This is a genomic window from Kineococcus haloalkalitolerans (assembly GCF_050871905.1).
GTDB lineage: Bacteria > Actinomycetota > Actinomycetes > Actinomycetales > Kineococcaceae > Kineococcus.
This window is the reverse complement of the sequence record NZ_JBJLSH010000055.1, coordinates 1-21,665: the sequence shown is the minus strand read 5'-3', so window position 1 is coordinate 21,665 and position 21,665 is coordinate 1. Positions and strand designations below refer to the sequence as shown.

Sequence of the window (21,665 nt, the reverse complement as noted above, 5' to 3'; positions counted from 1 at the left end):
CGGGCGCTGCAGCGCCCGGGCCCCTCGCGCGTCCGGGCCCGCGGTCCGGTCCTGCGCGGGGCCCGCGGTCCTGCGCGGCGGCCGGACCTCGCGATTTGGTGCAGCGGCCACCGTGGCGTAACCTCGTCGACGCGACGCGGGGTGGAGCAGCTCGGTAGCTCGCTGGGCTCATAACCCAGAGGCCGCAGGTTCAAATCCTGCCCCCGCTACTCGACACGGGAGGCCCGGACCACACGGTCCGGGCCTTCCGTCGTCCCCGGAGCTGTCGCGGCGGACCGGGCCCTGAGCTCCGGGCGCCGATTTGGTCCGACGGCCGCCGTGGCGTAACCTCGTCGACGCGACGCGGGGTGGAGCAGCTCGGTAGCTCGCTGGGCTCATAACCCAGAGGCCGCAGGTTCAAATCCTGCCCCCGCTACTCGACACGGAGGCCCGGACCACACGGTCCGGGCCTCCGTCGCGTCCGGTCCCGGCTCAGGCACCCACGTAGTCGGCCAGGTACCGGCCGGTCAGCGTGGAGCGCGCCGCCACCAGCTCGGCGGGGGTGCCCTCGAAGACGACGCGGCCGCCGTCGTGACCGGCGCCCGGCCCGAGGTCGATGACCCGGTCCGCGTGCGCCACGACGGCCTGGTGGTGCTCGACCACCAGCACCGACGTGCCCCCGTCCACCAGGCGGTCCAGCAGGCCCAGCAGCTGCTCGACGTCGGCCAGGTGCAGACCTGTCGTCGGCTCGTCGAGCACGAGCAGCCCGCCGCGCTGGACCGGGCGGGTCGCCAGCTTCAGCCGCTGGCGCTCCCCGCCGGACAGGGTGGTCAGCGGCTGTCCGAGGGTTAGGTAGCCCAGGCCGACGTCGGCCAGGCGCTCCAGCACCGCCAGGGCCGCGGGCACCCGCGCCTCGCCGGAGGCGAAGAACTCCAGCGCCCCGGTCACCGGCAGGGCCAGGACCTCGCTGATGTCGCGCCCGCCCAGGTGCAGCTGCAGCACCTCGTCCCGGTAGCGCCGGCCCTCGCAGTCCTCGCAGGTGCTCTCCACGCTGGCCATCACGCCCAGGTCGGTGACGACCACGCCGGCGCCGCCGCAACCGGGGCAGGCCCCCTCGGAGTTGGCGCTGAACAGGGCCGGCTTGACCCCGTTGGCCTTCGCGAACGCCTTGCGCACCGGGTCCAGCAGCCCGCTGTACGTGGCCGGGTTGCTGCGCCGGGACCCGCGGACCGGGGACTGGTCGACGACCACGACACCGTCGCGGTGGGCGATCGAGCCGTGCACCAGCGAGCTCTTGCCCGAGCCGGCCACCCCGGTGACGGCGACGAGCACGCCCAGGGGCACGTCCACGTCGACGTCGCGCAGGTTGTTCGTGGACGCGCCGCGGACCTCCAGCACCCCGGTCGGGGTCCGCACCGACGGCTTCAGCCGCGCTCGGTCGTCGAGGTGGCGGCCGGTGGTCGTGCCGCTGGCGCGCAGCCCGGCCACGGTGCCCTCGAAGCAGACGGTGCCGCCGAGCGTCCCGGCGCCGGGGCCGAGGTCGACGACGTGGTCGGCGGCCTCGACCACCTCGGGCTTGTGCTCGACGACGAGCACGGTGTTGCCCCCGTCGCGCAGCTGCCGCAGCAGTCCGGTCATCCGCTCGACGTCGTGCGGGTGCAGGCCCGCGGTGGGCTCGTCGAAGACGTAGGTGACGTCGGTCAGCGCGGAGCCGAGGTGGCGGATCGTCTTCGTGCGCTGCGCCTCCCCGCCGGACAGGGTGCTCGCGGGCCGGTCCAGGGACAGGTACCCGAGCCCGATGGCGTCGAAGGAGTCCAGCAGGTGCTGCAGCCCGCGCACGAGCGGCGCGACCTCCGGCTCGTCGACCCCGCGGACCCAGGCGGCCAGGTCGGTGATCTGCATCGCGCACACCTCGGCGATGTTCACCCCGCGCACCCGCGAGGAGCGCGCCTCGGGGCCCAGCCGAGTGCCGTCGCAGCCGGGGCAGGTCGTGAACGTCACCGCGCGCTCGACGAAGGCGCGCACGTGCGGCTGCATCGCCTCGACGTCCTTGGACAGGATCGACTTCTGGATCTTGGGGATGAGCCCCTCGTAGGTGAGGTTGATCCCGTCGACCTTGATCTTGGTCGGCTCCCGGTGCAGCAGGTCGTGGCGCTCGCGCTCGGTGTAGTCGCGGATCGGCTTGTCGGGGTCGAGGAACCCGCTGCCGGCGTAGACGCGCCCGTACCAGCCGTCGTTGCCCCACCCCGGGATGGTGAAGGGCCCCTGGGCGAGGGACTTGCTGTCGTCGTAGAGGGCGGCCAGGTCGATGTCGGTGACGCGGCCGGTGCCCTCGCAGCGCGGGCACATGCCGCCGAGCCGGGTGAACGTGGCCTTCTCGGTGCGGGTGCGGCCCTCTCCACGCTCCACGGTGATCGCGCCGCTGGCCCGCACGGACGGCACGTTGAAGGAGTAGGCGCCCGGGGGGCCGATGCGCGGCTCGCCCAGCCGGCTGAAGAGGATGCGCAGCAGCGCGTTCGCGTCGGTGGCGGTGCCGACGGTGGAGCGCGGGTCGGCGCCCATCCGCTCCTGGCCGACGACGATCGCCGTGGTCAGGCCCTCCAGCAGGTCCACGTCCGGGCGCGCCAGCGACGGCATGAAGCCCTGCACGAAGGCGCTGTACGTCTCGTTGATCAACCGCTGCGACTCCGCGGCGATCGTCGCGAAGACCAGCGAGCTCTTGCCCGAGCCGGACACGCCCGTGAACACCGTCAGGCGGCGCTTGGGCAGCTCGACGCTGACGTCGCGCAGGTTGTGCTCGCGGGCGCCGACGACCCGGATCACCTCGTGGAGGTCGGCGGGGTGCTGCTGGACGGGGTGCTGCTCGTCGACGTGCCTGGTCACGAGGCCTCCGGTGCGGGCGGATCGGTGGTCGCGGCGGCCCTCACGCGGGCCGCTCCTGCACGCGCAGCAGGTTCCCGGCGGGGTCGCGGACGGCGCAGTCGCGCACGCCCCAGTCCTGCTGCACCGGCTCCTGCACGACGTCGGCCCCGGCGGCCACGAACCGCTCGAAGGCCGCGTCGAGGTCGTCGGCGGTCAGCAGCAGCCCGGCGAAGGTCCCCTTGGCCATCATCGCGGCGACCGTGCGGACCTCCTCCGGCGTGCGGCCGGGGTCCGCCGACGGGGGCTCCAGGACGATCGAGGTGCCGGCGCCGCCGGGCGGGCCCACGGTGATCCAGCGCAGCTCGCCGTAGCCGACGTCGCCGCGGACCTCGAAGCCGAGGACGTCGCGGTAGAACGCCAGGGAGGCGTCGGGGTCCTCGTGCGGCAGGAAGACGGAGCGGACGTCGATGCCTGTGCCTGTGCCTGTGTCCATGGCCGTCATGCTGCTCCGGCGCGCACCCGCGCGGCTTCTCCGTCCCTGACCGGTCGCGTCACCCGCCGGGCCACGCACCCCGGCAGCCGGTCGGCCGCCCCGCCGCGCGCCAGGCGGCGGTACGTGGCCGGCGGCACGCCGACCAGCTCGGTGAAGCGGGTGGTGAAGGAGCCCAGGGACGTGCAGCCGACCGCCAGGCACACCTGCGTGACGGGCAGGTCGGTCGAGCGCAGCAGCGCCATCGCCCGCTCCACGCGGCGCGTCATGAGGTAGCGGTGCGGCGGCTCGCCGTAGGCGCGGCGGAACTCGCGGCTGAGGTGCCCGGCCGACAGGTGCACCCCGCGCGCCAGCGCCTCGACGTCCAGCGGCCGGGCGTGCTCGCGGTCGATCCGGTCCCGCACGCGGCGCAGCAGCCGCAGCAGGCTCAGCTGCCCGTCCTCGGCGGAGGTCACCCCGGCATCGTGGCGAGCGGTGCCCGCGCCGTCCAGACCCCCGTGCGGGCGCGGGGGAGGGCGGCGCGGGCGCGCCCGTCAGTCGGAGCGGCCCGTGGTGGTGACGGTGGCCGGCTCGGTGGTCGTCGGCTCCTCGCTGCCGGGGGCGACGCGCACCGTGCGCGGGCCGCCGGTGCCCGCGCCGGGCGCACCGTCGCGCGGGGTCAGCCGGCCCATCAGCTCCTGCAGGTCCAGGCCGGTGGTCCGCTTGACCACCTCCAGCGTCTCGGTGAGGTTCGTGCCCACGCTGCGCGAGAGCTGCGAGGCGCCGTCGGTGGAGATGACGGTGAGGTCGCTGATGGCCGACATGGGCGCGGCCAGCTCCCGGGCCACCTGCGGCAGCACGTCGGTGACCATCTGCGCCACCGCCGCGTCGCCGTAGCGCTCGAACGCCTCCGCGCGCAGCCGCATCGTCTCCGCCTCGGCCTCACCGCGGGCGCGGATCGCGGCGGCCTCCGCCTCGCCCTCCAGGCGGGTCGCCTCGGCCAGCGCCCGGCGGCGGTCCAGCTCGGCCTGGCCTGCCACGCGCACCCGCTGGGCGTCGGCCTCGGCGGCCAGCGTGATGCGGTTGGCCTCGGCCTCCGCCTCGAAGATCTCCGAGTTGCGGCGGGCCTGGGCCTGCTGCTCGGCCTCGTACCGGCGGGCGTCGGCGGGCCGGCGCACCTCGGTGTCCAGCTGCCGCTCGGTCAGCTCGGCCTGGCGCTGGGCGACGCGCTCCTGCTCGACGAGGACCTCCTGGTCGCGGGCGGCCTTGGCCAGCACGCCCGCGGCGTCGGCGCGCGCCTGCGCCGTGTCCGTCTCCGCCTTGAACTCCGCCTGGCGCAGCGACAGGTCGCGCTGGGCGGCGGCCACCTGCGCCTGGGCCCGCGCCTCGGCCTGCTGGGACTCCTGCAGCGAGTTCGCCTCCGCGATGGCGGCGTTCTGCGCGGCGACGGCGGCCTCGGGCCGGCCCAGGTCGCGCAGGTAGTTCACGTCGTCGCTGACGTCCTGGATCTGGAAGGTGTCCAGCACGAGGCCCTGGTTGGTCAGCGAGCTCTCGGCCTCCTCGGCCACCCGGGAGGCGAACGCGGCGCGGTCGCGGATGATCTCGTCGACGGTCAGCGTGCCGACGATGGAGCGCAGCGACCCGGCCAGGACCTCCTGCGTGAAGCTCTCGATCTCGTCCTGCTGCTGCAGGAAGCGCTGCGCGGCCGCGCGCACGGAGTCCTCCGTGCCGCCGACCTTGATGATGGCCACGCCGTCCAGGTTCAGCCGGATGCCCTTGGCGGACACCGCCCCGCGGATCTGCACGGAGATGCGGCGCGAGGCCAGCGACAGCGAGTACGACTGCTGCACGAACGGCAGGACGAACACGCCGCCGCCCATGACGACCTTCTGCCCGGACAGGTCGGTGCTGATCCGGCCCGTCTCCGGGTTGGTCACCGGCTTGCCCTTGCGACCGGTGACGATGAACGCCTCCGACGGCCCGGCGATCTTGTAGCGGCGCACGAGGGCGACGAGCAGGATCAGGACGACGAGGACAGCGGCGGCGATCGCCACCACGGACGCGGTCAGTTCGAACACGGTGCCTCCTGGGCGGGTGGGGCCGGTGCTCCGCCGGGACGGCGGGTGGGGCGGGGAGCGCCGGGGGTCACCCGGCGTCCAGCGGGCGGACGCGCACGGCGGTGGGGGAGATCAGCTCGACGACCTCGACGGCGTCCCCGCGGCGCAGGTCGCCGTCGCCGACGGCGGTCCACTTCACGGTCGTGCCGTGCAGCTGCAGGTGGACCTCGCCGTAGCGGCCGGCGCCGGCCGGCGTGGTGACGCGGCCGCGGGCGCCGAGGACCGTCTGCGACGTCTCCGGTCCGCTGCGCTTGAGCGCGCGCACCAGCAGCCCGGCGGCCAGCAGCGTCACGACGGCCACGCCGGCGCCGAGGGCGCTGGCCGCGCCCGGCCCCCAGCCGAGGCCGGAGACCGCGACGATCCCGGTCAGGCCGAACAGGGCCGCGGCCGCGGACACCGAGGTCAGCGACAGGAACCCGCCGCCGAGGTCGAGGTCGAGCGCGTCCAGCAGGCCGTCGAAGAGGACGGACAGCACGCACAGCGCGCCGCCCACGACGGCCACGACGACGAACGCGGTCATCCGCTGACACCCCCTGCGGCGGACCCTACCCGCCGTGATCGCCGCCGCGGGGGAGGCCGGCGGCTCAGCGCGGCAGCAGCGGCTCCACGACCGAGCGCAGCAGGTCCGGGCCCTGCAGGGTCAGGACCGACTCGGGGTGGAACTGGATGCCGGCGAACCCGGGCCCGCGCACGGCCACCACCTCGTCGGCCGGGCCGGTCGCCACCTGCACGCCCTGCCCGGCCAGCCGCTCCAGCGCCGCGCCGTCGACCCGGGCCGTGAAGGAGTTGTAGAACCCCACGGTCGCGCTGCGGCCGAACAGGTCCACCTCCAGCTGGGCGCCCTGGTGCGGGGAGTCCTTGCGCCGCAGCGGCAGGCCGAGCTCGCCGGCCAGCAGCTGGTGCCCCAGGCAGACCCCCAGCAGCGGGTTGCCGCCGTCGCGGGCCGCGCCGACCGCGCCGCGCGCCAGCTCCTGCAGCCGCAGCAGGCGCGGGTCCGAGGCGTCGCGCGGGTCGCCGGGGCCGGGGCCCAGGACGACCAGGCCGCGGTGGCCGGCCAGCTCGCCGTCCAGGGCGGGGTCGTCGTAGCGCAGGACCCGTGCCCGCAGCCCCGCCGAGGCCAGCAGGTGCGCGAGCATCGCGGTGAACGTGTCTTCGGAGTCCACCACGAGCGCCTCGCCCAGCGGCGCCCCGTCGGCCGGCCGCTGCGGCTCCAGCCAGAACCGGGCCAGCCGGTCGCGGCGGGAGGCCAGCAGCCCGGCCACCCGCGGGTCCGCCGACAGCGGCACCCGCCGCGCCGGCGCGCTGCCGGAGGCCGTGCGCTGCACGGGCGGCAGCGCGCCCAGCGCGCGCAGGACGCCCGCGGACTTCGCGTGCGTCTCGGCGACCTCGCCCTCGGGCGTGGACCCGCGCACCAGCGTCGCGCCCACGGACACGCGCGCGTGCGCCGAGCCGTCCGGGCGCGGGCGCAGGTCGGCGGTGCGGATGAGGATGGGGGAGTCCAGGGTCTGCGCGCCGTCGGCGTCGCGGCCCAGCAGCGCCAGCGCCCCGGCGTAGTAGCCGCGCCCGGACGGCTCGAAGCGGCGGATGACGCGGCAGGCGCTCTGCAGCGGCGAGCCCGTCACGGTCGCCGCGAACATCGTCTGGCGCAGCACCTCGCGCGCGTCCAGGGTGCTGCGCCCGCGCAGCTCGAACTCGGTGTGCGCGAGGTGGGCCATCTCCCGCAGGTACGGGCCGTGGACGGTGCCGCCCAGGTCGCCGACGGAGCACATCATCTTCAGCTCCTCGTCGACCACCATGAACAGCTCCTCGACCTCCTTGGGGTCGGTGAGGAACTCCACGAGGCCGTCGGGGTCGGGCCCTCCCGCGGGGTAGCGGTAGGTGCCGGAGATGGGGTTCATGACGACCTCGCCGCGGGCCATGCGCACGTGCACCTCGGGGCTGGCGCCCACCAGGGTGCGCCCGCCGCCGGCCTCGCCGGTGTGCACGACGAACGTCCAGTAGGCGCCCTGCTCGGCCAGCAGCAGCCGCCGGAACAGGCTCAGCGCGGTGGCCGGGCCGAACCCGTCGACGACGGCGTCCACGTCGCGGCGGATGACGAAGTTCGCGCCGGTGCCCTCGGCGATCTCGGTGTCCACGACGCGGCGCACCACGTCGGCGTAGGCGGCGTCGTCCAGGTCGGGGGCGACGTCGCGCAGCGCCACCTCCTCGTCGGGCAGCTCGTCGAGCAGGTCCTCCACGGCGAACTCGTCGGCCCGCTCGACGGCCAGCACCAGCAGGGGGGTGCCGTCGTCGTGGACCTCGAACCCGCGCTCGCGCAGCTGCCGGAACGGCACGAGGGCCAGCGCGTCGCGCACGGGCCCGGTGGCCGGGCCGGTGGGCGCGCCGCTGGGCAGGGGCACGTCGGCCAGCCGCTCCACCTCGGTGACCGGCCCGCGCAGGACCTCCACGGGGCCGGGCAGGCCGGTGGCGGGGTCCAGGCGGCGCAGCAGCGCGAACGGGCCCGCGCCCGGGGCCAGCAGGTCGGCGACGACCTGCGCGGGGGAGGGGGGCGTGGAGGGGGGCTCGGTGCTCACGGGTTCTCCTCGGGGTTCGGCGGGGCCGACCGTCGAGGGACCCGCGGTGCCGGCCCCTCGACGAGGCGACCACCGCAGGACGGAGCGTCAGGCGGTCGCCGACACCCACCACCACGCAGCGCGCAGCACCCGCGGGGCGCGGGGCAGCGGCTCGGCGGTGGTCACGGGCGCCACCCTAGCCCGTGGCCGCTCCGCGCGGGCGGGGACCGCCCCGGTAGCGTCGCCCCGGTGACCGCAGAGCAGCAGCACCAGGCCCCCGACGCCACCGGCGACGCGCCCGTCGTCCTCGTCCTGCACGGCGCCTCCGGCGACCTGTGCCGGCGCCTCGTCCTGCCCGCCCTCTTCGAGCTGGCCCGCCGCGAGCTCCTGCCCGCCGACTGGCGCGTGGTGGGCGCCGGGCGCGGCGAGTGGTCCCGGGAGGACTTCGTGCGCCACGTGCGCGAGGCCCTGGAGGAGTTCGGGCCCCAGCCGTCCGAGGGCCCCTGGGACGAGGTGGAGTCCCGCCTGCTGGCCGCCGGCGGCGGCTTCGCCGTCGAGGACGCCGGCGAGCTGCCCGGTGTGCTCGAGCGCGCGCAGGAGGAGCTGGGCGGCTCCGCGCGCGTCGTGCACTACCTGGCGGTGCCGCCGTCGGCGTTCCTGCCGATGACGAAGGCGTTCGAGGCGCACGGCCTGGTCGAGGGCGCCACCGTCGTCTACGAGAAGCCCTACGGCACCTCGCTGGACAGCTTCGAGGAGCTGGACGCCGAGGTGCAGCGCGTCTGGGACGAGGAGCAGGTCTTCCGCATCGACCACTTCCTCGCCTTCGAGGCGATGCAGGACGTCATCCACGCCCGCTTCGCCAACCCGTGGCTGGCGGCGCTGTGGAACCGCGAGCACGTCGCGCAGGTGCAGGTCGACGTCGCCGAGACCCTCGACGTCGCCCAGCGCGCGTCCTTCTACGACGCCACCGGCGCCTTCCTCGACATGATCGTCACCCACCTGTTCCAGATGGCGGCGACCGTGGCGATGGAACCGCCCGCCGACCTGGGCCCCGGCGCCCTGCAGGAGGCCCGCGACGCGGCGCTGGAGAGGTTCCGGCCGCTGCAGCCCGAGGACGTCGTGCTGGGCCGCTTCGACGGCTACCTCGACATCGACGGCGTGCCCGAGGACTCCACCACCGACACCCTCGCCGCCGCGCGCGTGTGGGTGGACACCGACCGCTGGCGCGACGTGCCGTTCCTGCTGCGCAGCGGCAAGAAGATGGCCGCCGACGAGCAGCGCGTCACCCTCGTGCTCAAGCCCGCCGCCGAGGGCCCGTACGCGGGCACCGAGCTGGGCGAGCCCGCGGCCGTCAGCTTCTCGCTCCTGGAGGGCGGCGCCCTCGACGTGCGCCTGACCGTGCGCACCCCCGGCGTGGAGGGCGGGCTGTCCCAGGGCACCGCGACCCTGCCGCTGGACGGCCTGGACGGCCAGCGCGAGGCCCCGCCCTACACGCACCTGGTGCGCCACCTGCTCGACGGCGACCGCTCCCTGTTCACCGGGGTGCCGGGCCTGCGGGCGGCGTGGCGGGCCATCGAGCCCTTCGCCGCCGACCGTCCCGCCGTCCAGCCCTACGCGCCGGGCACCTGGGGCCCGGACGAGGTGGACCGCCTGGCCGAGCCCGGCCGGTGGTTCCTGCGCTGACCCCGGCCGCGCGCACGACGAGGCCCCCACGACCGCGGTCGTGGGGGCCTCGTCGTGTCCCGGGGAGCGCTCAGAGCACCACGCAGGCGGCGGGGCGGCCCCAGCCGGCCACGGGCCGCACGAGCGCGCGGCCCGCGTCGCCCCAGCGGCCGTGGTGCAGCACGTGCACGAGGTGGCGCGGGGGGCAGCGGCGGGACAGGACGACCCCGGCCAGCAGCGCGGAGACCAGCGAGCAGACGACCACCGACTCCTGGCTCGTCGCCGCGCCGTAGACCGTCCACAGCAGCGCCGACAGCTGGGTGAGGGCGAACGTGGCGGGCGCGATGCCGTTGAGCGGTTCGCCGCCCAGCGCGGTGCGCACCTGCGGCACCATCCGGACCAGCGAGACGACGGTGGCGGCGACCCCGACCGCGGTCGCGCCGGCGACGACGGCCGTGACGGCCACGGCCGCCGACCAGGCGCCCACCGCCAGCCACGTGGTGCCCAGGCGCACGCCCAGCCGGCGGGCGGCCAGCGCCGCGGTGAGCACGGCGCACGCCAGGCCGGGCACGTTGGCGACCAGCTGGGCGGGGTCGAGCAGCATCAGCCCGTAGGTCAGCCACGTCCCGGCGCCGAGGACGCCCAGGACGGTCGAGGGGTAGGACAGGCCGCTGGCGTCGGGGCTGCGCAGCAGCCGCAGCACCTGCGGGACACCGGTGACGATGCCGATGGAGGCGGCCACGAGGCCGAGGGCGGAGATCAGCGGAGCGACGAGCACGTGCCTGTGCATCGGGCGGCCCGCCGCAGGTGCTTGAGGCGCCTCCGCGACGGCCCGCCTGTGGTGTGCGCCACAGGCGGGCCGGGACGGTCAGGGCCGGCGCGCGCCGTCCACGCCGTCGAGCGCCGCCCGGCCCCCGCGCACGCCCGCGCCGCGCCGCCCGTGGTGGTCCTGGCGGGGCAGCACGACACCGCGCGCGCCGTCCACGCCGTCCACGCCGTCCACGCCGCTGGTGTCGGTGTCGGTGCGCGTCCCGCCGACCCGCACCCGCGGCAGGGCCTGCGGGTGGCGGTCGCGCAGCAGCGCCACGAGCTCCTCTCGCACCGCGCAGCGCAGGTCGAACAGGCGGCCGGCGTCCCCGGCGCTGACCAGCACCCGCAGCCGCACGAACGAGCCGACGGCGTCGGTGACCTGGAGGGCGTACGTGCGCCCGTCCCAGTTCGGGTGCGCGGCCACGAAGGCCTCCAGGTGCCCGCGCACCCGGTCCACCGGCACGTCCCAGTCCACGTCGGCCTCGACCGCGCCGACCACCTCCGCGCTGCTGCGCGTCCAGTTCTGGAAGGGCGTGGTCGTGAAGTACGTCGAGGGCAGGATCAGCCGGCGCTGGTCCCACACGCGCACCACCACGTAGGTCAGGGTGATGTCCTCGATGTTGCCCCACTCGCCCTCGACGACGACCACGTCGTCCACGCGCAGGCCGTCGGTGAAGGCGATCTGCAGGCCGGCGAACACGTTCGCCAGCGACGTCTGGGCGGCCAGGCCCGCCACCACCGACAGCAGGCCCGCCGAGGCCAGGACGCTGGCGCCCAGCCCGCGGGCCCCGGGGATGGTCAGCATCATCGAGGCGACGGCCACCACGACGATCGCCACGACGACGATCCGCTTGAGCAGCGTCACCTGGGTGCGGCGCTGGCGCGCGCGCCGGTTGTCGGCCACGCCCACGTCGTAGCGGCGCAGCAGGACGTCCTGCACGGTGTTGACGGCCACGACGAGCAGCCAGGCCACCATCGCGACCACCAGCAGGCCGATGACCTGCAGCGTCGGGTCCCGCCAGTCCGCCGGCCGCGTGTACACCTGCAGCGCCGTGCGGGCCGCCAGCAGGCCCAGCAGAGCTGCCAGGGGCCGCCGGCCGCGCTGGCCCAGGCGGCAGAGGATCTCGCGGCGGCGGCCGAGGCGGCGCACCGCCAGGGCGGCCAGCTCGCCGACGGCGATGGCGACGACGGCGGACACGGCGGCGACGGCGAGCGTCAGCCACACGGAGGTCTCGATGGTGGGCACGGGGTGCGGCTCCTGCGGGGTGTCGAGGGTGGACATCGACGTCCTGCGGACCGGCCCACCGTAGGGGCGCCCGGCACGGGCCCGCAGCCCGGCGGCGGGGCCGTCCGGGTCACCTGCACACGACCCGCACACCCCCTCAGCCGGGCAACCACCCCACCCGGCCGGCCAGCGCCGCGTACCCCACGAAGGCCACCACGTCGATCGCGGTGTGCGCCACGACCAGCGGCGCCACCCGCCCCCAGCGCCGGTACACCTCGGCGAACACCAGCCCCATGAGGACGTTGCCGACGAAGCCGCCCAGCCCCTGGTAGAGGTGGTACGAGCCGCGCAGCAGGGCGCTGACCGCGAACGCGGGGACCGTGCGCACCCCCAGCTGCGACAACCGGTGCAGCAGGAAGCCGACGACGAGGACCTCCTCGAGCACCCCGTTGGCCGCGGCGTTCAGCACCGCCACGGGCACGGTCCACCAGGCGCCCGACAGCGTGGAGGCCTGCACCTGCGTGTTCGCGCCGACGGCGACCGCCCCCAGGTACAGCAGCAGTCCGCAGCCGCCGATCACCGCGGCCAGGGCCAGGCCGCCCAGCAGGTCGCGGCCCGGCCGGGAGCGGTCGAAGCCCACCGTGCGCAGCGACCCGCCCTCGCGGGCCAGCAGGTAGGCCACGAGCAGGACGGGCGCCAGCAGCTGCGCGACGCGCACGAGCTGGAACGCCAGGTCCAGCCACGGCCGGTCGGGGGCGTAGCTGCCCAGCACCGTCGACGTCTGGGCGTTCAGCGGCACCGGGGCCGTCAGCGCGCCCACGAGGCTCACCAGCGCCCGCACCCCGCTCAGGCCCAGCGAGACCGCGAAGACGGCCACGACCTCCCACACGAGCAGCCGCCGCTCGCGCGGGTCGGTGACGACCGCGACCTGCCGCACCGCCCGTCCCCCCACGCCCGGCCCGCGCGCCCTCAGGCGCCCAGGTGGCGCAGGACCGCCTCGTGCAGCAGCCCGTTGGTGGCCACGGCGTCCCCGCCGTGCGGGCCGTCCACGCCGGCGCGCGAGGTGAACCGGCCGCCGGCCTCGGTGACGATCGGCACGAGGGCCGCCATGTCGTGCAGCGCCAGCTCCGGCTCGGCGGCCACGTCGACGGCGCCCTCGGCCAGCAGCGTGTACGACCAGAAGTCGCCGTAGGCGCGGGTGCGCCACACCCGCCGCGACAGCGTCAGGAAGTCCTCCAGCCGCCCGGCCTCCTCCCAGCCGGTCAGGGAGGAGTAGGAGAACGAGGCGTCGGCCAGGTCCGCGACCGAGCTGACCCGGATGCGGGTGGCCGAGGACAGGCTGCGGCCCGTCCACGCCCCCGACCCCTTCGCCGCCCACCAGCGCCGCTGCAGCGCCGGCGCCGACACCAGCCCGACCACGGGCTCGCCGTCGTCGAGCAGCGCGATGAGGGTCGCCCACACCGGCACCCCGCGCACGAAGTTCTTCGTCCCGTCGATCGGGTCCACGACCCACTGCCGCTGCCCGTGCCCGACGAGGCCGAACTCCTCGCCCAGCACCGCGTCGCGGGGGCGGGTGCGCCCCAGCTGCGCGCGCACGACCTCCTCGGCGGTGCGGTCGGCGTCCGTGACGGGCGTCAGGTCCGGCTTGGTGTCCACGGCGAGGTCCTGGGCGCGGAAGCGGGCCGTCGTCACCCCGTCCACCTGGTCGGCGACGACGTGCGCCAGGCGCAGGTCGTCGTCGTAGCGGACCGCGCGGGCGGGGGGGCTGGCCGGGACCGTCACGCCGCGAACCTACCGCCCGGCCGGGTCGGGACCTCCGGCCCGTCCAGGTCCCTCCCAGGTCGGCCGACGATGATGGGGAGGCGCGCGGGGGACGGCGCGGAGGACGCACGAGCACGAGGGGGACGCATGGTCCGGGCCACGCACGAGCGGGACACCGCGGCGCACGAGCGCCCCGCGCACCTGTCCGCCCTGCCGGTCCCCGCCCGCGCCCGCGGGCTGCTCATGCTCGTCGGCGGGCTGATCGGCCTGGTGGCGGCGTTCACCCTCACCGTCGAGCGGATCCAGCTGGCCCTGGACCCCTCCTACGTGCCCAGCTGCTCCTTCAACCCGGTGCTCAGCTGCGGGTCGGTGATGGTCACCGAGCAGGCGCGGGTGTTCGGCTTCCCGAACCCGCTCATCGGCATCGCCGCCTTCACCGTCACCACGACGCTGGGGGTGCTGCTGCTCTCGCGCGTCGCGCTGCCGCGCTGGGTCGAGCGCGGCCACCTGCTCGGCGTGACCCTCGGCGCCGTCTTCGTGGCCTGGCTGATCAGCCAGAGCCTGTGGTCGATCCGCGCGCTGTGCCCGTACTGCGTCGTCGTCTGGGCGGTCGTGGTGCCGCTGTTCTGGACGAGCCTGGCCGACGCGCTGGACCGCTCCCTGGTGCCCGTCCCGGCGGCCCTGCGGCCGCTGGCGCGCGCCGTCGTGGACTACCGGCTTCTGCTGGTGCTGCTGACGTACGCGGTCGTCGTCGCCGCCGTGGGGCAGGCGTTCTGGGCGTACTGGAGCTCGCTGCTTTGAGGGCGCCCGCGCGTCAGCGCGTCCGGCCCGCCTCGCCCCGGCCCGCCTCGCCCCGCTCCTCCTCGCCGCGGCGGGCGGCCAGCAGGCGCCGGAAGGACGCCAGCCGCGCCGGCCCCGCGGCCCCCGCGCGGCCGGCGGCCACCCACGCGTCCAGCGCGCAGTCCGGCTCGTCGTGGGTGCAGCCGCGCGGGCACTCCCGCTCGCCCGGCGCCAGGTCGGGGAAGGCCGCCAGCACCGCGCCGGGCTCCACGTGCGCCAGGCCGAAGGAGCGCACCCCGGGGGTGTCGACGACCCAGCCGCCGCCGGGCAGCGCCAGCATCGCCATCGACGTGGAGGTGTGCCGGCCGCGGCCCGTCACGGCGTTCACCGCGCCCGTGGCGCGCCCCGCGTCCGGCACGAGCGCGTTGACCAGCGTCGACTTGCCCACGCCCGAGTGCCCGACGAGCACGCTCGTGCGCCCCGCCAGCCGCTCGCGCACCGCCTCCAGGCCGGTCAGCGCGCCGTCCTCGCGGCGGGTCACCACGGCGTCCAGGCCCAGCGGCGCCCACGTGGCCAGCACCTCCTCGGCCGGCCGCAGGTCGCCCTTGGTCAGGCACAGCAGGGCGTCCATGCCCGCCGTGTACGCCGCCACCAGGCAGCGGTCGACCAGCCGCGAGCGCGGCTCCGGGTCGGCCACGGCCGTGACGACGACGAGCTGGTCGGCGTTGGCGACGACCACCCGCTCCACCGGGTCGGTGTCGTCCGCGGTGCGGCGCAGCACGGTGCGCCGCTCCTCGATCCGCACGATCCGCGCCAGGGTGTCCACCCGGCCCGAGGTGTCGCCCACCAGGGCGACCCGGTCGCCGACGACCACGCCCGTGCGGCCCAGCTCGCGGGCGCGCATGGCCGTCACCCGCCGCCCGCCGGGCGCCTCCGCCGCACCGCCGCCGGCGCCGTCCCGGCCGTCCTCGCCGGGCGCGTCGACCAGGCACGTGGAGCGGCCGCGGTCCACGGCCACCACCAGCGCCGGCACGGCGTCGGCGTGCGCGGGGCGGTCCTTGGTGCGCGGGCGCGAGCCCTTCGACGGGCGCACCCGCACGTCGTCCTCGTCGTAGCGGCGCTGGCGCGCGGGACGGGCCACGGGCGCCCTCAGCGGCCGGCCGGGGCGCCGGCCCCGCCGCCGGGCCCGGTGGGCCCGCCCACGTCGCCGCCGGCGAGCATCGCCGCCCACATGCCCGGGAAGTCCGGCAGCGTCTTGCGGGTCGTCGCCACGTCCTCCACGAGCACGCCCTCGACCCGCAGGCCCAGCACCGCGCCCGCCGTCGCCATCCGGTGGTCGTGGTAGGTGCGCACCACGCCCCCGTGCAGGGGGCGCGGGCGCACCAGCAGCCCGTCGGCGGTCTCCTCCGCGTCCCCGCCCAGCGCGTTCACCTCGGTGACCAGCGCCTTCAGCCGGTCCGTCTCGTGCCCGCGCAGGTGCGCGATCCCGCGCAGCCGCGACGGCGAGCTCGCCAGCGCGGCCAGCGCGGTGATGACCGGCGCCAGCTCCCCGGCCTCGTGCAGGTCCAGGTCCAGCCCGTACAGCTCGTCGCCGCCCTCCACGAGCAGCCCGTCGCGGTCCAGCGTCACGTCGGCGCCCATCTGGTCCAGCACGTCGCGCAGCAGGTCGCCCGCCTGCGTCGTGGACTGCGGCCAGCCGGGCACCCGCACCCGCCCGCCCGTCACGGCCGCCGCCGCCAGGAACGGGCCCGCGTTGGACAGGTCCGGCTCCACCTGCACGTCCAGGGCGTTGACGGTGCCCGGCTCCACGGCCCAGCGGCCCGGCACGGCGTCGTCGACGACCACGCCGACGTCGCGCAGCACCTCCACCGTCATCCGCACGTGCGGCTCGCTGGGCAGCGGCGGGCCCTCGTGGACGACCTCCAGACCCTCCCGGGTCCGCGCGCCCACCAGCAGCAGCGCCGAGACGAACTGGCTGGAGGCCGAGGCGTCGATGCGCACCGTGCCGCCGCGCAGGCCGCCCGCCGGGCCGCTCACCTCGAACGGCAGCGTGCCGCGGCCGCCGTCGTCGACCAGCGCGCCGAGCTGGCGCAGGCCGTCCACGAGCGCGGCCATCGGGCGCTCGCGGGCGCGCTCGTCGCCGTCGAAGCGCACCGGCTCGCCGGCCAGGGCCGCCACGGGCGGCAGGAAGCGCATGACGGTGCCGGCCAGGCCGCAGTCGATCCGCCCGCCGCCGCGCACGGGGCCCGGGCGCACCACCCAGTCGCCGGGGCCGGCGCCGGACTCCTCGCGGGCGGCCGGGTCCGGGCAGCCCTCCTGCACGTCGGCGCCGAGCTGGCGCAGCGCGTCGGCCATCAGCCGGGTGTCGCGCGAGACCAGCGGGTCGCGCAGCAGGGAGGGGCGGTCGGCGAGCGCCGCGACGACGAGGTACCGGTTGGTCAGCGACTTCGACCCCGGCACGCGGACGACGGCGTCCAGGGGGCCGTCCGCGGTGGGGGCGGGCCACAGCTCGTCGGCGGCACCCGGCGCCGTCGCCGGGGAGGTGCCGGGGGAGGTGCTCGCGGCGGGGGTCGTCGCGGAGGTCGGTCGAGGCGCGGGTGAGGGCGTCACCGCACCATCCTGGCAGCCGTCCCGGACACCTCCCACCCGGCTCCCGACCGACCTGGTGGGGGGCGGGAGGTGCCGCGGGCGCGCGTCAGGCGACCTTGGCGGCGGCCAGCTGCAGCTCGCGCCGGCCGGCGTGGGCGGCGCGGGCGGCCTCGCGGGCCGCCAGCTTCGCGGCGCGCTTGGCGTCGCGGCCGGCGCGCTGGGAGCGCCACAGCGCCCCCGGCTTGCCGGCGGTGTCCACCGCGGCCAGCAGGGCGCCGCCCAGCAGGCCGACGTCCTTGAGGAAGTCCTCCAGGACCCCCGCGCGCACGGCCTTGTCCTTCTCCGTCCAGAACGGGTGGGCGACGTAGGCGGTGGGAGCGGCCGTGACCACGAGGGCGATCGAGGCCAGGCGCGGCGCCCGGCCCAGGGCCAGGAGCACGCCGGCGCCGGCCATCACCGCGCCGTTGAGCCGGACCAGCAGCACCGGGTCGTCGGGCAGGCCCAGGCCGGTGGCCGCGTCGGTGATCGGCTCGGCGGCCGGGGCGATGTCGGCGGCGCCCCGGACCTGGTCGATGCCGGTCTTGACGAAGGCCGCGGCGAGCATCGGGCGGGCAAGGCGTCGCACCAGAGTCATGGGAGTTGCCTACCGCATCGGGGTGATCACCGCACGGGGGAGGGTCCGGGGACCGCGGGCAGCGGCGAGCACTCGACCCGCACCGGGCGCAGGTCCCCGTCCAGCAGGACGAGGTCGGCCAGGGCCCCCGGCGCGAGGCGGCCGGCGTCGCGCAGGCCGAGCGCGCCGGCGGGCACCGAGGTCAGCGCCCGCACCAGCTCCGGCAGCGCGACGCCGGCGGCCGCCCCGACGCGCAGCGCGCGGTCCTGCGTCAGCGTCGAGCCGGCCAGCGTCGTGGTGCCCGCCACGACCGCGCGCCCACCGCTCACCTCCACGTCCACGCCCCCCAGGCGGTAGCGGCCGTCCGCCGCGCCGGCCGCGGCCACCGCGTCGGTGACCAGCGCCACCCGGCCGGGGGCGGCGGCCAGCAGGAGCCGGGCCACGAGCGGGTGCACGTGCTCGCCGTCCAGAACCAGCTCGCACACCACGCGCGGGTCGGCCGCGGCGACCGGCACGGGGCCGGGGTCGCGGTGGTGCACGCCCGGCACCGCGTTGAAGGCGTGCGTCAGCAGCCGCGCCCCGGCGTCGAAGGCCGCCCGGGCCGCGTCCGCGTCGGCGTCGGTGTGCCCGAGGGCGACGACCGCGCCGGCCCGGAGGAACCGGGCCGCCGCCCGCGCGGCCCCGGGCCGCTGCGGGTCGAGGGTCACCTGGCGCAGGGTCCCCCGGGCGGCGCGCACGAGCCGCTCGACGGCCTCCGGCGTCGCGTCGCGCAGGTGCCGCTCCTCGTGCGCGCCGCGGCGGGCGGCGGCCAGGAACGGGCCCTCCAGGTGGCTGCCGAGCAGGTGCGGGGCGCCGGGCAGCAGGTCGGCGACGCCGGCCAGCCGCCCGGCGAGGACGTCGACGTCGTCGGAGACGAAGCTGACCACCCCGCGGGTGGTGCCGTGCGCGCGGTGCACCTCGGCGGCGGCCAGGACGGCCTCGGGGCCCTCCTCGTGCGCGTGCCCGCCCGCGCCGTGCCGGTGCAGGTCGACGAACCCGGGCACCAGCCACGCCCCGGCCGCGTCGACGACCTCCGCGCCGCGCGCGTGCCCGCGCCAGCCGCCGCCGGCGCCGACGGCGGTGACGCGACCGCCGTCCGCGGCCGCCCAGCCGTCGGCCACCGCTGCGCCGCCGAGGCCGTCCAGCAGCCGTGCCCCGTGCACGACGAGCGGGCCGGCGCCCACCCGCACCACCGCGCTCACCGGGCGCTCACCGGGCGCTCACCGGGCCCTCACCGGGCGCACCGGTCGCTGCAGCAGGGCCGCGGCGGCCGGGTCCAGCAGGACGGTCACGTCGGTGAAGGTGCGCACCGCCGAGGCGGGGCAGCCGGGGGAGACCTCGCCCTCCAGGGCCCGCCGCACCGCCTCGGCCTTGCCCGGCCCGCTGGCCACGAGCAGGTGCCGACGGGCGCCGCCGATCGTGGCCACGCCCTGGGTGAGGGCCCGGCGCGGCACCTGGGACGGGTCGTCGAAGAAGCGCGCGTTGTCGCGGCGGGTGCGCTCGGCCAGCTCGACGACCCGGGTGCGCGAGTCCAGCGGCGAGCCGGGCTCGTTGAACCCGATGTGGCCCGTCGCGCCGATCCCCAGGACCTGCAGGTCCACCCCGCCGGCGGCGGTCAGCGCGTCCTCGAACGCGCGGCAGGCGGCGTCCAGGTCCGCGGCCGCGCCGTCGGGGACGTGCACGTCCTCCGGCGCCACGCCCAGCGGCGCGCGCACCTCCCGCTCGACGACGGCCGCGTAGCTGCGCGGGTCCCCCGGTGGCAGTCCCACGTACTCGTCGAGGGAGAACAGGCGCACGCCCGCCCAACCCGGCAGGGCCCGCCGGTGCAGCTCGCGGTAGACCGGCGAGGGGGAGGAGCCGGTGGCCACGCCCAGCGCGCGCAGCCGCCCGGCGGCCAGGTCGGCGGCCACGAGGTCGGCGCCGCGCCGGCCGATCGCGGCCGCGTCGGGCAGCACCTCCACGACCAGGCGGGTGCTCCAGACGCGCCCGGCGCTCACGCGGGCGCCCGGCGGTGCGCGGACGGGTCGAGCGCGGTGGGCGCGGTGGGCAGGGTGTGCACGGGGTCCTCCCGCCGGGTCGGTGACGGTCCCGACGCTAGGGGGCGCTCCGGCGCCGGCGGGCCGGGCGCGCCGGGGCGCCCGTGTCGCACCCGGGTGCTGGACTGTCCCCATGTGCGGCCGCTACGCCCTGCGCCGGGACCTCGACGACCTCGTCGAGGAGTTCGAGGTGGACGACGACACGCTCTCCGGCGCGCCGGGGGGGACGGTGACGCGGTCGGTGAACACCGCCCCCACCACCACCCCGCCCGTCGTGCTGGAGCGCGCCCGCAAGGATGACCCCGACGGCCCGCCGACGCGGTCCCTGCGGGCGCTGCGCTGGGGCCTGGTGCCCAGCTGGTCCAAGGACGCCACCGGCGGCCCGCGGATGGTCAACGCCCGGGTCGAGACCCTGCTGGACAAGCCGTCGTTCTCCCGGGCGGCGCTGGCCCGCCGCTGCCTGGTGCCGGTGGACGCCTGGTACGAGTGGCAGGTCAGCCCCGTGGACCCGCCGGCCGGCGGCAAGCCGCGCAAGCAGCCGTTCGCCGTCGGCGCCCGCGACGGCTCCGTCCTCTCGCTCGGCGGGGTCTACGAGTTCTGGCGCGACCCGCAGCGCGCCGACGACGACCCCGCCCGCTGGCTGGTGTCCTTCGCGATCGTCACCAAGCCCGCCGAACCGGGGCTGGACCGCCTGCACGAGCGCATGCCGCTGGTCGTGCCGCGCGACCTGCGCGACGCCTGGCTCGACCCGGCCCTGGACGAGCGCGAGGACGTCGAGGCGCTGCTGGGCGCCGTGCCCGGCGACCTGTTCGAGCACCTGCTGGACGCCCACCCCGTCTCCCGCCGCGTGGGTGACGTGCGGGCGAAGGACGAGGACCTGCTCGACCCCGCCCCGCCCGCGGAGCTGGAGGGCGTCGTCGACCTGCGCACCGGCGAGCTGCTCGGCGCCTGAGGGTCCGCACGGGGACCGTCCCGGTCCCGCCGGCCGGAACAAGCCCCCGGGGGGCCGTGTTGGGACGGTCATGCTGCTGGCACTGCGAACCCCGGCCGCGCCGGGCGTCCCGGGCGCGGCGGACCGGAGCGTCCCGGCGGGGACCCGCCCGCGGCGGGCGCCCGCGCGCCGCTCGGCGCCGGGCCCGGCGGGCCGTCCCGGCACCGGTCGCGCCGGGCTCCGCGCACGCCCCGACCGCCCCCAGCGTCTAGGCTCGACCGCGATGACCGAGCAGACCTCGCGGGCCCCGTCGGAGGAGACCGCGGACGACCGGGCCGCGCGCTTCGAACGCGACGCGCTGCCCTTCCTCGACCAGCTGTACTCCGCGGCGCTGCGCATGACGCGCAACCCCGCCGACGCCGAGGACCTGGTCCAGGACGCCTTCGCGAAGGCCTACGCCGCCTTCCACCAGTACGCGCCGGGCACCAACCTCAAGGCCTGGCTGTACCGGATCCTCACCAACACGTACATCAACACCTACCGCAAGAAGCAGCGCGAGCCCCAGCAGTCGCACTCGGACGAGATCGAGGACTGGCAGCTCGCGCGGGCGGAGTCCCACACGTCCTCCGGCCTGCGCTCGGCCGAGACCGAGGCGCTGGACCACCTGCCGGACACCGACGTGAAGCGGGCCCTGCAGCAGGTGCCGGAGGACTTCCGGATGGCGGTGTACCTCGCCGACGTCGAGGGCTTCGCCTACAAGGAGATCGCCGAGATCATGGGGACCCCCATCGGGACGGTGATGTCCCGCCTGCACCGCGGCCGGCGCCAGCTGCGCGAGCTGCTGCGCGACTACGCCGTCGACCGCGGGGTGTCGGGGGCCGTGCGGGAGACGGAGGGCGCGTCGTGAGCGAGCTGACCGAGGACGCGCAGCGGTCCGTGGACCGCTGCCGGGAGGTGCTGGACCGGGCGTTCGAGTACCTCGACGGCGAGATGGCCGACCTGGACTGCGACCGCCTGCGCGCCCACCTGGCCGAGTGCGCCAGCTGCGTGCAGCAGCTGGCCGAGGACGAGCAGCTCAAGCGGGCGATCCGCGACGGCTGCCCGTGCGAGAGCGCGCCGGAGCAGCTGCGCGCGCGGATCCTCGTGCAGATCACCGAGGTGCGCGCCGTCATCTCCTGACGGCTCCGTGCACCCGCGCCCACCAGCGCGACGAGGGGCCCCGGACCGCGTGGTCCGGGGC

General features: G+C 76.9%; 20 protein-coding genes and 2 tRNA genes. 7 read left to right on the top strand and 15 right to left on the bottom strand.

Annotated elements, in window-relative coordinates:
- Positions 1-135 precede the first annotated feature (135 nt).
- Positions 136-209: transfer RNA gene (locus ACRYMY_RS17420), tRNA-Met, on the top strand.
- A gap of 132 nt (positions 210-341) precedes the next feature.
- A tRNA-Met gene (locus ACRYMY_RS17415) sits at positions 342-415 on the top strand.
- A 56-nt stretch (positions 416-471) separates the two neighbouring features.
- Here ACRYMY_RS17415 and ACRYMY_RS17410 read toward each other — a convergent pair.
- The 6 genes from ACRYMY_RS17410 to ACRYMY_RS17385 all read right to left on the bottom strand — a co-directional run bounded on the left by ACRYMY_RS17410 (position 472) and on the right by ACRYMY_RS17385 (position 8,000).
- Positions 472-2,862, bottom strand: a complete 2,391-nt coding sequence (locus ACRYMY_RS17410) for an ATP-binding cassette domain-containing protein (protein WP_432548486.1) — start codon at positions 2,860-2,862, stop codon at positions 472-474.
- 40 nt (positions 2,863-2,902) lie between these two features.
- A complete protein-coding gene (locus ACRYMY_RS17405; RefSeq protein ID WP_432548485.1) occupies positions 2,903-3,343 on the bottom strand; it encodes a VOC family protein in 441 nt (146 codons plus the stop codon).
- Positions 3,340-3,786: a helix-turn-helix transcriptional regulator gene (locus tag ACRYMY_RS17400; protein WP_432548484.1), complete on the bottom strand. Its 447-nt coding sequence runs from the start codon at positions 3,784-3,786 to the stop codon at positions 3,340-3,342. The genes ACRYMY_RS17405 and ACRYMY_RS17400 overlap by 4 nt, the downstream gene beginning before the upstream one ends.
- 78 nt (positions 3,787-3,864) lie before the next feature.
- On the bottom strand, positions 3,865-5,379 hold the full coding sequence (locus ACRYMY_RS17395) for a flotillin family protein (RefSeq protein WP_432548487.1): 1,515 nt from the start codon (positions 5,377-5,379) through the stop codon (positions 3,865-3,867).
- 76 nt (positions 5,380-5,455) lie between these two features.
- Positions 5,456-5,947, bottom strand: a complete 492-nt coding sequence (locus ACRYMY_RS17390; RefSeq protein ID WP_432548483.1) for an NfeD family protein — start codon at positions 5,945-5,947, stop codon at positions 5,456-5,458.
- 64 nt (positions 5,948-6,011) lie between these two features.
- Positions 6,012-8,000 carry an anthranilate synthase family protein gene (locus ACRYMY_RS17385; protein WP_432548482.1) on the bottom strand — a complete coding sequence of 663 codons (1,989 nt, stop codon included), beginning with the start codon at positions 7,998-8,000 and terminating at the stop codon, positions 6,012-6,014.
- A 228-nt stretch (positions 8,001-8,228) separates the two neighbouring features.
- On the opposite strand from ACRYMY_RS17385, the gene ACRYMY_RS17380 reads away from it, so the two are divergent.
- Complete coding sequence (locus tag ACRYMY_RS17380; RefSeq protein WP_432548481.1) at positions 8,229-9,662, top strand: glucose-6-phosphate dehydrogenase; 1,434 nt, start codon at positions 8,229-8,231, stop codon at positions 9,660-9,662.
- Between the two features lie 70 nt (positions 9,663-9,732).
- On the opposite strand, the gene ACRYMY_RS17375 is transcribed toward ACRYMY_RS17380, so the two are convergent.
- The 4 genes from ACRYMY_RS17375 to hisN form a co-directional block, all read right to left on the bottom strand.
- Positions 9,733-10,419: a SemiSWEET family sugar transporter gene (locus tag ACRYMY_RS17375; protein ID WP_432548480.1), complete on the bottom strand. Its 687-nt coding sequence runs from the start codon at positions 10,417-10,419 to the stop codon at positions 9,733-9,735.
- A gap of 90 nt (positions 10,420-10,509) precedes the next feature.
- Positions 10,510-11,733 carry a mechanosensitive ion channel family protein gene (locus ACRYMY_RS17370; RefSeq protein ID WP_432548479.1) on the bottom strand — a complete coding sequence of 408 codons (1,224 nt, stop codon included), beginning with the start codon at positions 11,731-11,733 and terminating at the stop codon, positions 10,510-10,512.
- Between the two features lie 100 nt (positions 11,734-11,833).
- Positions 11,834-12,613 carry a CPBP family intramembrane glutamic endopeptidase gene (locus tag ACRYMY_RS17365; RefSeq protein WP_432548478.1) on the bottom strand — a complete coding sequence of 260 codons (780 nt, stop codon included), beginning with the start codon at positions 12,611-12,613 and terminating at the stop codon, positions 11,834-11,836.
- A 32-nt stretch (positions 12,614-12,645) separates the two neighbouring features.
- Positions 12,646-13,458: a histidinol-phosphatase gene (gene hisN, locus ACRYMY_RS17360; RefSeq protein WP_432548477.1), complete on the bottom strand. Its 813-nt coding sequence runs from the start codon at positions 13,456-13,458 to the stop codon at positions 12,646-12,648.
- A 126-nt stretch (positions 13,459-13,584) separates the two neighbouring features.
- Here hisN and ACRYMY_RS17355 point away from each other — a divergent pair, with 126 nt between their 5' ends.
- A complete protein-coding gene (locus ACRYMY_RS17355) occupies positions 13,585-14,238 on the top strand; it encodes a vitamin K epoxide reductase family protein (protein WP_432548476.1) in 654 nt (217 codons plus the stop codon).
- Between the two features lie 13 nt (positions 14,239-14,251).
- Here the strand turns inward: ACRYMY_RS17355 and rsgA are convergent, their stop codons facing one another.
- The 5 genes from rsgA to ACRYMY_RS17330 all read right to left on the bottom strand — a co-directional run bounded on the left by rsgA (position 14,252) and on the right by ACRYMY_RS17330 (position 19,455).
- Positions 14,252-15,358 carry a ribosome small subunit-dependent GTPase A gene (gene rsgA / locus ACRYMY_RS17350; RefSeq protein ID WP_432548475.1) on the bottom strand — a complete coding sequence of 369 codons (1,107 nt, stop codon included), beginning with the start codon at positions 15,356-15,358 and terminating at the stop codon, positions 14,252-14,254.
- An 8-nt stretch (positions 15,359-15,366) separates the two neighbouring features.
- Entirely contained in the window at positions 15,367-16,827 is a 1,461-nt protein-coding gene (gene aroA / locus ACRYMY_RS17345; RefSeq protein WP_432548474.1) for a 3-phosphoshikimate 1-carboxyvinyltransferase, read from the bottom strand.
- A gap of 85 nt (positions 16,828-16,912) precedes the next feature.
- Positions 16,913-17,440, bottom strand: coding sequence for a DoxX family protein (locus tag ACRYMY_RS17340; RefSeq protein ID WP_432548473.1), 528 nt, complete (start codon positions 17,438-17,440; stop codon positions 16,913-16,915).
- A 26-nt stretch (positions 17,441-17,466) separates the two neighbouring features.
- Entirely contained in the window at positions 17,467-18,660 is a 1,194-nt protein-coding gene (locus ACRYMY_RS17335) for an N-acetylglucosamine-6-phosphate deacetylase (protein ID WP_432548472.1), read from the bottom strand.
- 18 nt (positions 18,661-18,678) lie between these two features.
- Positions 18,679-19,455, bottom strand: coding sequence for a glucosamine-6-phosphate deaminase (locus ACRYMY_RS17330; RefSeq protein WP_432548471.1), 777 nt, complete (start codon positions 19,453-19,455; stop codon positions 18,679-18,681).
- A 172-nt stretch (positions 19,456-19,627) separates the two neighbouring features.
- On the opposite strand from ACRYMY_RS17330, the gene ACRYMY_RS17325 reads away from it, so the two are divergent.
- The 3 genes from ACRYMY_RS17325 to rsrA all read left to right on the top strand — a co-directional run bounded on the left by ACRYMY_RS17325 (position 19,628) and on the right by rsrA (position 21,604).
- Positions 19,628-20,446: an SOS response-associated peptidase gene (locus ACRYMY_RS17325; protein WP_432548470.1), complete on the top strand. Its 819-nt coding sequence runs from the start codon at positions 19,628-19,630 to the stop codon at positions 20,444-20,446.
- A 70-nt stretch (positions 20,447-20,516) separates the two neighbouring features.
- Complete coding sequence (locus ACRYMY_RS17320) at positions 20,517-21,332, top strand: sigma-70 family RNA polymerase sigma factor (RefSeq protein WP_432548469.1); 816 nt, start codon at positions 20,517-20,519, stop codon at positions 21,330-21,332.
- On the top strand, positions 21,329-21,604 hold the full coding sequence (gene rsrA / locus ACRYMY_RS17315) for a mycothiol system anti-sigma-R factor (RefSeq protein WP_432548468.1): 276 nt from the start codon (positions 21,329-21,331) through the stop codon (positions 21,602-21,604). Before ACRYMY_RS17320 ends, rsrA begins: the two co-directional genes overlap by 4 nt.
- Positions 21,605-21,665 lie beyond the last annotated feature (61 nt).